At 70.0% G+C, this 11,559-nt stretch carries 9 protein-coding genes; 5 read left to right on the top strand and 4 right to left on the bottom strand.

Annotation, left to right across the window (positions count from 1 at the left end):
* Window positions 1-186: 186 nt before the first annotated feature.
* Window positions 187-1,221: a GDP-mannose 4,6-dehydratase gene (locus tag ACFVWW_RS23755; protein ID WP_384189144.1), complete on the bottom strand. Its 1,035-nt coding sequence runs from the start codon at window positions 1,219-1,221 to the stop codon at window positions 187-189.
* Between the two features lie 274 nt (window positions 1,222-1,495).
* Here ACFVWW_RS23755 and ACFVWW_RS23750 point away from each other — a divergent pair, with 274 nt between their 5' ends.
* The 5 genes from ACFVWW_RS23750 (at window position 1,496) to ACFVWW_RS23730 (ending at window position 7,555) form a co-directional block, all read left to right on the top strand.
* Window positions 1,496-3,253, top strand: coding sequence for an ABC transporter ATP-binding protein (locus ACFVWW_RS23750; RefSeq protein ID WP_386879016.1), 1,758 nt, complete (start codon window positions 1,496-1,498; stop codon window positions 3,251-3,253).
* On the top strand, window positions 3,231-5,066 hold the full coding sequence (locus tag ACFVWW_RS23745) for an ABC transporter ATP-binding protein (RefSeq protein ID WP_386879017.1): 1,836 nt from the start codon (window positions 3,231-3,233) through the stop codon (window positions 5,064-5,066). Before ACFVWW_RS23750 ends, ACFVWW_RS23745 begins: the two co-directional genes overlap by 23 nt.
* Window positions 5,014-5,976, top strand: coding sequence for a metallophosphoesterase family protein (locus ACFVWW_RS23740; protein WP_384189149.1), 963 nt, complete (start codon window positions 5,014-5,016; stop codon window positions 5,974-5,976). Before ACFVWW_RS23745 ends, ACFVWW_RS23740 begins: the two co-directional genes overlap by 53 nt.
* Window positions 5,973-6,650 carry a 4'-phosphopantetheinyl transferase gene (locus ACFVWW_RS23735; RefSeq protein ID WP_386879018.1) on the top strand — a complete coding sequence of 226 codons (678 nt, stop codon included), beginning with the start codon at window positions 5,973-5,975 and terminating at the stop codon, window positions 6,648-6,650. Before ACFVWW_RS23740 ends, ACFVWW_RS23735 begins: the two co-directional genes overlap by 4 nt.
* 137 nt (window positions 6,651-6,787) lie before the next feature.
* Complete coding sequence (locus tag ACFVWW_RS23730; protein WP_384329936.1) at window positions 6,788-7,555, top strand: SGNH/GDSL hydrolase family protein; 768 nt, start codon at window positions 6,788-6,790, stop codon at window positions 7,553-7,555.
* 74 nt (window positions 7,556-7,629) lie between these two features.
* Here ACFVWW_RS23730 and ACFVWW_RS23725 read toward each other — a convergent pair whose 3' ends face one another.
* The 3 genes from ACFVWW_RS23725 to ACFVWW_RS23715 are packed head-to-tail and all read right to left on the bottom strand — an operon-like array spanning window position 7,630 to window position 11,559.
* The gene (locus ACFVWW_RS23725) at window positions 7,630-9,540 is read right to left on the bottom strand and encodes an ABC transporter ATP-binding protein (RefSeq protein ID WP_386879019.1); all 1,911 of its coding nucleotides are present in this window, start codon (window positions 9,538-9,540) and stop codon (window positions 7,630-7,632) included.
* 31 nt (window positions 9,541-9,571) lie between these two features.
* Window positions 9,572-10,756 carry a nucleotide disphospho-sugar-binding domain-containing protein gene (locus ACFVWW_RS23720; protein ID WP_386879020.1) on the bottom strand — a complete coding sequence of 395 codons (1,185 nt, stop codon included), beginning with the start codon at window positions 10,754-10,756 and terminating at the stop codon, window positions 9,572-9,574.
* Complete coding sequence (locus ACFVWW_RS23715) at window positions 10,753-11,559, bottom strand: alpha/beta fold hydrolase (protein ID WP_384189156.1); 807 nt, start codon at window positions 11,557-11,559, stop codon at window positions 10,753-10,755. The genes ACFVWW_RS23720 and ACFVWW_RS23715 overlap by 4 nt, the downstream gene beginning before the upstream one ends.

Below are 11,559 nucleotides of genomic sequence, written 5' to 3'. Positions count from 1 at the left end.
CTCAACTCAACCCATCTCGACAGCCAGCGGCCGAACATGAATCACGCCGGACATCTCGCGCTCGTCGTGCAATGCAATTAATGAGAAAGCCACATGGCTTCACGGCCGATTACGGGGGAAGCCATGTGGCGAGTGTCGTCGCGACCGCGACGGGAATTCCCTAGTTCTTCGCGGTCCTGCGGTCCACTACCAGCTGGAGGCCAGCAGAAGGTCCCCGTACCGGTGTTCGCGGGAGACCTGGTCGAGGTCCGCGTCGACCATCATGTGCATCAGTTCGGGGAAGTCGACGGAGGGCTTCCAGCCCAGCTGGGTCTGGGCGTGCTTGCTGTCGGCGCAGAGGATCTCCACCTCGGCGGGGCGGACCAGCTCGGGGTCGATGACCACGTAGTCCTCCCAGTTGAGGTCCACATGCTCGAAGGCGATCCGCACCGCGTCGGAGACCGAGTGCATGGTGCCGCTGCCCACCACGTAGTCGTCCGGGTCGTCCTGCTGGAGCATGAGGTGCATCGCGCGCACATAGTCGCCGGCGAAGCCCCAGTCGCGTACCGCGTCGAGGTTCCCCAGGTGCAGTTTCTCCTGGAGTCCCAGTTTGATCCTGGCGACCGCCAGGGAGATCTTCCTGGTCACGAACTCCGAACCGCGGCGGGGAGATTCGTGGTTGAAGAGCATCCCGGAGACCGCGTACATCCCGAAGGACTCACGGTAGTTACGGGTGATGAAGTGCCCGTACGCCTTGGCGGCGCCGTACGGGCTGCGCGGGTGGAAGAGCGTCGTCTCGCGCTGCGGGGTCTCGGCCGCCTTGCCGAACATCTCCGAGGACGACGCCTGGTAGAAGCGGATCTGGCCGGTGCCCGCGGCGGTGCGGGAGCTGTTGAGGCCGCTCACCATGCGGATCGCCTCAAGGACGCGGAGCACGCCCATTCCGTTGACTTCGGTGACCAGTTCGGCCTGCTGCCACGACATCGGCACGAACGAGATGGCGCCGAGGTTGTAGACCTCGTCCGGCTGCACGGTGTCGACAGCGGACACCAGGCTGGCCTGGTCCATGAGATCGCCCTCGACAAAGGACAGATCCGAGACGAGCCGGCTGACCCGCGACTTTCGCGGGTTGGCCTGGCCCCGGATCAATCCCCATACCTGGTAGCCCTGCGAGAGCAGGTGCTCGGCCAGATAGGATCCATCCTGCCCGGTAATTCCAGTGATCAGCGCACGCTTGGACATTCCAACCCCTTCTCGACCACGGAGAGACCGTCCAAACGCAGAGCTCGGTCGACGACCTTGCATCGAATACGCTTCTGTCCGGACGATAGACATCGGCACGCTCGCAAGCCGCCGACCACGGTGTCAAGAAATCCCCGGCATACTAGGGAATTCCTGAGTCCCGCCGCCGGCCGGAAAGCGGGAAGCGGAGAACACTAGTAATTTTCGGGCGTCCCGTGCGGTGCACTGTGTGCGTCGGCGTCCGGGCCGGCTCTGTCAACCGGAGTGTCTTTCCGTGCTGTTCAGACTCCTGCGTACCCATGTACGTCCCTACAGGCGAGCGGCCGCTCTGCTGGTCCTCCTGCAACTGGCCCAGATCCTCGCCACGTTGCTGCTGCCGACCCTCGGCGCCGCGCTCATCGACAACGGTGTGGTCAGAGAGGACGGCGGCTACATCACACGGGTCGGCGCGATCATGATCGCCGTGGCGCTCGTACAGATCGTCTCGGCCGTCGGCGCGGTGTCGCTGGGCTCGCGCACCGCGATGGCGATGGGGCGTGACATCCGCTCCGTCGTCTTCCGCCGGGTGCTGGACTTCTCGGCCCGCGAGGTGGGCCGCTTCGGCACGCCGTCGCTGATGAACCGGACGGTCAACGACGTCCAGCAGATACAGACCCTGGCCCTGTCGGGCTTCGGCATCGTGGTGTCGGCGCCCCTCATGTGCCTGGGCAGCGTCGCGCTGGCGCTTCAGCAGGATGTTCCGCTGGCCCTGATCCTGGTGCTGCTCGTCCTGGTCGTCGGTGTCGCGTTCGGTCTGCTCCTGGCCCGTATGGGGGTGTTCTACGAGCGGATGCAGACATACCTCGACCGGCTGGGCAGGCTGCTGCGCGAGCAGATCACCGGGGTCCGCGTGGTGCGTTCCTTCGTCCGGGACGCCTACGAACGCGAGCGGTTCGCCCGGACCAACACCGAACTCTTCGAGGTCTCGCAGCGCGTCGGCCGGCTCATCGCGACCATGCTCCCCGTGGTGCTGCTGCTCATGAACGCGTTCATGGTCGCCATCCTCTGGGTCGGCGCGCACCGGATCGACGCGGGGACGATGCGGATCGGCGCGATCAGCGCGTTCCTCAGCTATCTCTCCCTCATCCTGATGTCGGTCGTGATGGTCGCGTTCGTGTTCCTCTCGGTGCCCCGCGCGAAGGTGTCCGCCGCACGCGTGCAGGAGATCCTCACCACCCCGACGAGCGTCACCCCGCCGGCCGAGCCGGCCGGGACCGCGCCCGCCGCCTCCGGGCATCTCGTCCTGCGCGCCGCGGAGTTCCGCTACCCGGGCGCGGAGAAGCCCGTACTGCAAGGGATCGACCTGACCGCCGGTCCCGGCGAGAGCGTGGCGATCCTCGGCAGCACCGGCAGCGGCAAGACGACGCTGCTCAACCTGGTCCTCCGGCTGTTCGACGTCACCGACGGTTCGGTGCGCGTCAACGGCGTCGACGTACGGGAGCTCGACCCGGAGGTGCTCAGCCGCGCCGTCGGCTTCGTACCGCAGAAGCCGTACCTGTTCTCGGGCAGCGTCGCGACCAATCTCCGCTTCGGCGATCCCGACGCCACCGACGAGGAGCTGTGGCAGGCCCTCCGGATCGCTCAGGCGGCCGAGTTCGTCGAGCGCATGCCCGGCGGTCTGGACGCCGAGATCGCTCAGGGCGGCACGAATGTCTCGGGCGGGCAGCGCCAGCGCCTGGCCATCGCGCGCACCCTGCTGCGCCGGCCCGACATCTACCTCTTCGACGACTGCTTCTCGGCGCTCGACTACGCCACGGACGCCGCGCTGCGGACCGCCCTCGCGCCCGAGACGGCCCGGGCGACGGTGATCACGGTCGCCCAGCGGGTCGCCACCGTCCGGTTCGCCGATCGCATCGTGGTCCTCGACGAGGGCCGCGTCGTCGACACCGGCACCCACGCCGAGTTGCTGCGTGACAGCACGACGTACCGCGAGATCGCGCTCTCCCAGCTCACCGAAGAGGAGGCCGTCGATGGTCTCGCCCGGCAGCCGTAGCGAACCCGGGACGCGCGGGCCCGGCCGCCGGCTCCTCGGCCTGCTCCGGCCGCACCGCTCCCTCATCTCGCTGGCGCTCGCCCTGGGCATCGGCGGGATCACGCTCAACGCGTTCGGCCCGCTGCTCCTCGGCAGGGCCACGGATCTGATCGTCGACGGCGTCATCGGCCACGCTCCCGGCGCCGCCGTCGGCTCCGGCCCGCCCGGCGTCGACTTCGGCGAGGTCGGCAGGGTGCTGCTGATCCTGCTCGTCCTCTACGTCGCGGCCTCGCTCTTCATGCTCGCGCAGGGGCGGCTGATCGCGGCCGTCGTACAGCGGGTGGTCTTCGACCTGCGGGAGAAGGCGGAGGACAAGCTCGCGCGGCTGCCGCTGCGTTACTTCGACCGCAATCCGGCGGGCGAGGTGCTGAGCCGCGCCACCAACGACGTCGACAACCTCCAGCAGACGCTTCAGCAGACCCTCGCCGAGCTGATCACCTCGGTGTTCTCCATCGTGACGATGCTGATCCTGATGCTGGTCATCTCGCCGTCCCTGGCCCTGATCATGCTGGCGAGCGTGCCCGTGTCGGCCGTACTGGCGGCCTGGATCAGCAAGCGCGCCCAGCCCCGGTTCGCGGACCAGTGGGCCGCCACCGGCACGATGAACGGGCATGTCGAGGAGATCTACACGGGCCATTCGCTGGTCAAGGGCTTCGGCAGGCGCGAACAGGCCGAGCGGCACTTCGACGCGCACAACGAGGCGCTGTTCCGCGCCGGCAGGAAGGCCCAGTTCGCCTCGGGCACCATCGAGCCGTCGATGATGTTCATCGCCAACCTCGGCTATGTGGTCGTCGCGGTGGTCGGCGCGTGGAAGGTGGTGAACGGCTCGCTGAGCCTCGGGGACGTCCAGGCGTTCATCCTGTACTCCCGCCAGTTCAGCCAGCCGATCGTCCAGGTCGCGAGCGTGGCCGGCCGCCTCCAGTCCGGGATCGCCTCCGCCGCCCGGGTCTTCACCCTCCTGGACGCCGAGGAGCAGGGCCCCGACCCGGAGCGCCCGGTCAGGCCGGGCCGGGCCGGCGGCCGGGTGCGGTTCGACCGGGTCTCGTTCCGCTACTCCCCCGAGAGCCCCCTGATCGAGGATCTTTCGCTCACCGTCGAACCCGGCAGCACCGTGGCGATCGTCGGACCGACCGGCGCGGGCAAGACCACGCTGGGCAATCTGCTCATGCGGTTCTACGAGGTCGGCGACGGCCGCATCCTGCTCGACGGGACGGACATCGCGTCGATGACCCGCGACGACCTGCGGGCACAGTTCGGTCTGGTGCTCCAGGACACCTGGCTGTTCCGGGGCACGATCGCCGAGAACATCGCATACGGACACGCCGGGGCGACCCGCGACGAGATCGTGGCGGCGGCCCGCGCCACCTGCGCGGACCGTTTCATCCGTACCCTGCCGGACGGCTACGACACCGTGCTCGACGACGAGTCGGCCGGTGTGAGCGCGGGCGAGAAGCAGCTGATCACGGTGGCCAGGGCCTTCCTCGCCAAGCCGGCGGTCCTGGTGCTCGACGAGGCGACGAGCTCGGTCGACACCCGTACCGAAGTCCTCATCCAGCGCGCGATGAACACCCTGCGCGAGGGCAGGACCAGCTTTGTCATCGCACACCGGCTGTCCACCATCCGTGACGCGGATGTCATCGTGGTGATGGAGTCCGGGCGTATCGTCGAGCAGGGCACCCACGACGAACTGATCCACCACCAGGGTGCCTACGCCCGACTGCATGCCGCGCGCGCCCATGAGTCGCCGCGCGCCGGGCTGCCGGCCGGCGACTGATCCCGCAGCACCCGAGGCCGGCCCGGTCAGGCGTCCGAGCCCGAGCGAGAAGGACGGAACTGTGCCCGACGGAAAACTCCTGGCCGTCAGCGATCTGCATGTCGTCTACGACGAGAACCGCGCGCTGGTCGAGACGCTGCGACCCGAATCGGACGAGGACTGGCTGATCGTCGCGGGCGATGTCGCCGAGAAGTACACCGACATCGAATGGACGCTGCGGCTGCTCAGCGACCGCTTCGCCAAGGTGATCTGGGTGCCGGGCAACCACGAGCTGTGGACCCACCCCCAGGACCCGTGTGATCTGCGCGGGGAGAAGCGCTACCTCCATCTCGTCGAGCTGTGCCGGGAGTTGGGCGTCGCCACGCCCGAGGACCCCTATCCCGTGTGGCGCGGCGCCGGCGGCCCGGTGGCGGTGGCTCCGCTGTTCGTGCTGTACGACTACTCGTTCCGGGCGCCGGGCGCCACCACCACGGCCGAATCGCTGCGTATCGCCACCGACGCGGGGGTGGTCTGCTCCGACGAGTACTTCCTGCATCCGGAGCCCTACGCCGGCCGGGACGCCTGGTGCTGGGCCCGGGTCGCGGAGACCGAACGCCGGCTCTCCGCCGTCGACCCGGCCCTGCGCACCGTCCTGGTCAACCACTTCCCCCTGGTGCGCGACCCCACCCGGGTACTGCGCTACCCGGAGTTCGCCCAGTGGTGCGGCACCGAGCTGACCGCCGACTGGCATGTGCGCTTCCGGGCCGCCGCGGTGATCTACGGGCATCTGCACATCCCCCGGGTCACCTGGCACGACGGAGTGCGCTTCGAGGAGGTCTCGGTCGGCTACCCGCGCGAATGGCGCAAGCGGCCGCCACGGCTGCCGCTGCGTCAGGTGCTGCCCGCCCCGGCCGGCCGGGGCGTCCGGTGATCGAGGCGATTCTGCCCGCCTCGGTCGTCACGGAGGTGGCGTACGACGACCGTGTGGTGGAGCCGGACGAGAAGCTGTTCCCGCAGGAGCGCGCCGTCGTGGCGACGTCGGTCCTGACGCGGCAGCAGGAGTTCACCACCGTACGGTTCCTGGCCCGGCGCGCGCTGCTGCGTCTGGGGCAGCCTCCCGTGCCCCTGCTGCCCAGCCCACGGGGTGCGCCGCAGTGGCCGGCGGGCTTCGTCGGCAGCATGACCCACTGCGAGGGATACCGCGCCGCGGTCGTGGCCAGGTCGGCCGGGACGGCGGCGGTCGGCATCGACGCGGAGCCCGACAAGCCGCTGCCGCCGGGCGTGCTGGACTCCATCGCGCTGCCGTACGAGTCCTCGCGCATGGACTTCCTGATGGCGCGTCATGCCGGGGTCAGCTGGGACCGGCTCCTCTTCAGCGCCAAGGAGAGCGTCTTCAAGGTGTGGTACCCCCTCACCGGACGCGAGCTGGACTTCAGCGAGGCGGAGATAGCCATCGATCCGCTCGGCCGGACCTTCCACGCCCGGCTCCTGGTACCGGGCCCGGTGGTCGGGGGCCGCACCCTCGACGGATTCTCGGGCCGCTGGCACGCCGCGCGCGGCCTGGTGGCCACCGCCATCCACATCCCGCATTCGACAGCGCCGTGAAAGCTGAATCGTAATCATTTTTTCTTTGAAGTGAGCATGACAAGACACACGGAGCTGATATCCAGGTGGAGTCCATGTCCCCCCACCATTGGAGAAGCATCTCCGTGCGCTCATTAAAGCCACTTTTCGCCGTCCTCTTGGCATTCGCCGCGGCCATCACGATATCGGCCCCGGCGCAAGCGGCCGACGGCAAGTACGTGGCCCTGGGTGACTCCTACGCCGTCGCCCCGGGCACCTGGACCTACGACAACCCTGACGACGCGTGCCGCCGTGGCCCGCTCACCTATTCCCGGTTGTGGGCGGCCCAGCACCCGTCGACCGCGTTCGTGGAAGCGTCGTGCTCGGGCGCGACCACGGCCGACGTCCTCAGCTCGCAGATTCCCCAGCTGACCGCAGACACCACACTGGTGACGCTGCAGGTGGGCGGCAATGACGTCGGTTTCGTCGACGTACTGACGAACTGCATCCTCACCATCGACGACCAGGACTGCCTCAACGGGGTCGACCTCGCGAAGCAGGCCGCCGCGGCGTATCTGTCCCCCGCGCTCTCGCAGACCTACGCCGCCGTGCGTGCGGCCGCCCCCAATGCGAGAGTCATTGTCGTCGGTTATCCGCGGCTTTACACCATCAGCGGTTCCTGCGGAATTTTCGGTCTGAGTGACAAAGAACGCACGGCCATGAACTCGGCAGCCGACACGCTGGCCGATATCATGTCCGCCCGGGCGGCCGAGGCCGGTTTCACATTCCTCGACGCGCGGCCGGTCTTCGACCCGCACACCATCTGCTCGAGTGGTTCGACCTGGGTGACCAGCCTCGAATGGGACAAGATCAATGAGTCCTACCACCCGAACGCCGCGGGCCACCGGGACGGCTACCTCGCCGCCCTCAACGGTCTGACCGGATGATCAAGCAAGCTGACTGAATAGGTGAGGGCGTTCCGCATCGTCTGCGGAACGCCCTCACTGTCGTTGTCGGTCCGTCAACGCGGCGCCTCGGCGAGCTCGCCGATGTCACCGCTCTCGCCGATGTCACCGCTCTGGCCGATGTCACCGCTCTGGCCGACGCCGGTGCTCGACGCGCTGACCAGCATCTGGGACGAGGCGAGTTCGCGGTAGAGCACATCGGCATCCACCAGCTCCCGGTGGGTTCCCGCGGCCCGCACCAGACCGTGTTCGAGCACCACGATCTGGTCCGCCTCGGTCACCGTGGACAGCCGGTGCGCGATGAGGATCACGGTGCAGCGCCTGGCCGCCTGGTCGACCGCGTCCCGCAGCGCCCGTTCGTTGCTCGCGTCGAGCTGGGCGGTGGCCTCGTCGAGCAGCAGCACCTCCGGCCGGCGCAGCAGGGCCCGCGCGATGGCCAGCCGCTGACGCTCGCCGCCCGACAGCGTGACACCGCGGTTGCCGACCTCCGTGCGCAGCCCGTCCGGAAGACGGTCGATCAGTGTGTCGAGTCGGGTCAGCCGCAGGACCTCAGCGATGTCTTCCGGGGAGGCGTCGGTCGCCGCGTACCGGAGGTTGTCCTCGATGGTGCCCGCCATGACCGGCGACTCCTGCTCCACATAGGCGATGCGCCGGCGCACCTCCGCGCGGGGCAGCGTGGCGATGTCCACCCCGTCGATGAGGATCTGTCCCGCCGCCGGTTCGTGGAAGCGCTGCAGCAGGGCGAACATGGTGGTCTTGCCCGCGCCGGAGAGTCCGACCAGGGCGGTCTGGGTGCCGCCGGGGACCGTGTACGAGATCCCGCGCAGGGCGGGACCTCGGTCCGGGTAGGAGAACCGGACCTCCCTGAACTCGACGGGTGGCGCGCCGGGCCCGCGTGGTCCCGCGGGCCGGTCGGGCACGTCGACGTCGTCCTCGACCGGCATGTGTTTGACCTGCTCGATACGGCCGACGGCGCCGAGCCCCTGCTGCAGCATGCTGAGGCCGGCCACGAGTGAGCCGATCGGGCTCGCCAGGTAGAAGACGTACAGCAGGAAGGCGATCAGCGCGGCCGCTTCGAGCTCGCCGGAGGCCACCAGGGCTCCGCCCACCCCGAGCACGGCGAGGAACGCCGCCTGGATGGACACCCCGGACAGGACCTTCACCATGGCCACATAGCGGGCGCCGAGCAGACCGGCCCGGTACGCGCCCTCGATCGCCTCTCCGGCGAGAGCGGTCTCCCGGCGTTCCGCGCCGTTGGCCTTCACGGTCCTGGCGGCGCCGAGCGTACGGTCGAGCGCGGCGCCCACCGCGCCGACGGACTCCTGCCCACGGGCCACCGCCTCGCGGATCCGGGGCAGGATGAGGACCATGACCAGGGCGACGGCGAGCAGTACGCCGGCGGTCACCGCGAGCAGTCCGAGGTGCACCACGCCCATCAGGATCACCGCGCCCAGGATGCTGAGCACCCCGTTGGCGACCATCACCAGCCCCTCCGTGGCCGCGTTCTGTACGAGGGCGCTGTCGGAGGTGACGCGGGCGATGAGGTCGCCCGGGGGACGGCGGTCCAGTTCGGGCACCCGCAGCCGGACCAGCCGGAACACCAGGTCGCGGCGGATCTGCCGGACCACGCGTTCCGAGGTGCGCTGCTGCCACCACGACTGCAGCCCGGTGAGCCCGGCGCCCACCACGACCAGCGCGGCGAGCAGCAGGACAGGGCCGAGCACGCCGCGGCTGTCGCTCAGCCCTTCCAGTACGTGCTGCGCCACCAGCGGCTGCACCAGCCCGGCGGCGCTGGCCGCCAGGACCAGGAGCAGGGTGGCGAACAGCACCGCCCGGTGCGGGCGCGCGTAGCGCAGCAGCACCCGCAGCGGGGCCGTCCCGGGAGGCGGGGAGGGCGGCGGCGCCGCGTCGGCCCCCGCCGGTGGGCGGGACCGGTCGGTCGCGGCGGATTCGGAAGCGGTTGTCATGGGAGGTCCCGGGGTCGCGGGCGGGAGATGTTCAGTGGGGTGCGGGGACATGCGTGTGCCGCGCCGCGATCTGTTCGAGGTGGTCGGCGGCGGCCACCTGGCCGCCGGCCGCGCGCAGGGAACGGCCGATGGCCTCGGCCGCCGCCCGGTGGCCACCGCTCCCGTCCAGTACGGTTTCGATGGCGGCGCCCAGCCGGGTGGCGTCCACCCGGCTGAAGCGGACCCGCACACCCGCGCCCGCGTCGACCACCTGTCCGGCGACGATGGGCTGGTCGTCGCGGATCGGGGCGAGTACGAGCGGCAGCCCGTGCCACAGCGACTCGCACACGGTGTTGTGTCCGCCGTGGCAGACCACGGCGTCGGCCAGTGCCAGCAGGTCGAGTTGGGGCACATGCTCGCGCACCAGTACGCCGGGCGGCACGTCGGAGAGGGTATGTCCCGGGTCGACGACGACGCCCTGCACCCGGTCGCCGAGACGGTCGAGCGCGGTGACCGCCTCCGCGAGGAACCGGCCGCCCGCGTCCACGTTGGCCGTGCCGAGCGAGACGAGGACGGTGCTGCGTTCCGGGTCCAGCCACTCCCAGGGGAAGTCCGAGCGGTCCGAGCGAGGGGCGATGGCCGGTCCGACCAGATGCACCCGCTCGTGCGGCAGCGGCGCGTCCCCGAGCAGCTCGCGCCCGGTGAACGCGATGACGCCGTACGGGGAGAACCGCGGGTCGCCCGTCCGCTCCGGGTCTCCGATCCGTCCGCGCAGGGCGCCGAGCAGCTCACTCAGCCAGGCGCCCACCTTGGGCAACCCGCCCAACGGGTCGATGAGTTCGGCCGAGGTGGTGGCGGAGGTGACATGCGTGATCCCACGGCGCTCGGCGACGAGCGCGCCCGCCACGGCGTGCTGGTCGGTGAGGACGACGTCCGGCCGGAACGCGTCGATCGCGGCGTCGACACCCGGCGCCATCAGATCGGCCAGCGGTACGAAGAACTCCGCCCAGAGGAACCGGAACGCGGCGGGTCCTGTCATGCCCGGTGGCCGGCTCAGGCCGCCTTCGGGCATCGGGCAGTCGAACACCGCGGTGTCCTCGCCCGCGAGGCGGCGGATCTGGTCGGCGTGGCCCGCCCACGCCACCTGGTGGCCGCGGCCGGCCAGTTCGCGCGCGACCCCCACCAGGGGGTTGATGTGCCCGACCAGTGGGGGGACGACGAGCAGGAAGCGGGTCACCGCACCGCCTCGGCCGGCACGTGTTCCCGTACCCACTCCAGGATCAGTTCGCGGGTCTCGTCGGTCCTTTCCACCAGGACGGAGTGCCCCTGCTCGGCGAGGACCACGGTGCGGCACCGGGCCAGCTTGGCTTCCAGGGAGGAGACCTGGGCGCTCAGTCCCGACTCGTCACCGAAGATCGCCAGCACGGGGCAGCCGAGGTCACCCAGGTCGTCGCTGATGACACGTCCCGCCGGAACGTCCTCGGCGAGTGTGGTGGTCCGCAGGATGCGGCTGGCGCCACGGGAGAGCCGGGCGGTGTGCGCGCCGTGGTTGGCGGAGATCCAGCCGATGACCTCTTCGCGGGCGAGCTGGTTCTTGGCGTCCGCGAGGCCGTCGGCCATGTGCCGGGTCCACTCCGCGACCGGCGGCTCGGACTCGATCATGGTGACGGTGGCGACCCGGTCCGGGTGCCACGCGGCGAACGCGGTGGCGATCGTACCGCCGAAGGAGTTGCCGACCACATGGACCCGGCGGGTCTCGCCCAGCGCGTCGAGCAGCCCGGCGAGGTCGTCGACGAAGGACTCCAGCCGGTAGCCGGTCCGCGGCCGGTCGCTGCGGCCATGACCGCGCAGGTCGTACATGATCACGTCGAAGCCGGCGGCGGCGAAGGCCGGGCCGAGGGTGAAGTAGTAGCTGGCCAGGCTGTCGGTGAGCAGGCCGTGGACGAACACCACGACGGACGGCTCGGCGCCGTCGGCCGGCGGGTGCGCCGCGGGGAGCCGCTGCACATGGGTGGTGATCTCTCCGGTGCGTATCTTCAT

The organism is Streptomyces sp. NPDC058198, assembly GCF_042882605.1.
Taxonomy (GTDB): domain Bacteria; phylum Actinomycetota; class Actinomycetes; order Streptomycetales; family Streptomycetaceae; genus Streptomyces.
The sequence above is the reverse complement of the archived record's forward strand: the minus strand, read 5'-3'. Positions and strand labels throughout refer to the sequence as shown.

Coding starts and splice junctions, on each gene's coding strand:
- ACFVWW_RS23725 (WP_386879019.1), bottom strand. CDS start 9,540: ATGACAACCGCTTCCGAATCCGCCGCGACCGACCGGTCCCGCCCACCG.
- ACFVWW_RS23715 (WP_384189156.1), bottom strand. CDS start 11,559: ATGAAGATACGCACCGGAGAGATCACCACCCATGTGCAGCGGCTCCCC.
- ACFVWW_RS23755 (WP_384189144.1), bottom strand. CDS start 1,221: ATGTCCAAGCGTGCGCTGATCACTGGAATTACCGGGCAGGATGGATCC.
- ACFVWW_RS23740 (WP_384189149.1), top strand. CDS start 5,014: ATGCCGCGCGCGCCCATGAGTCGCCGCGCGCCGGGCTGCCGGCCGGCG.
- ACFVWW_RS23745 (WP_386879017.1), top strand. CDS start 3,231: ATGGTCTCGCCCGGCAGCCGTAGCGAACCCGGGACGCGCGGGCCCGGC.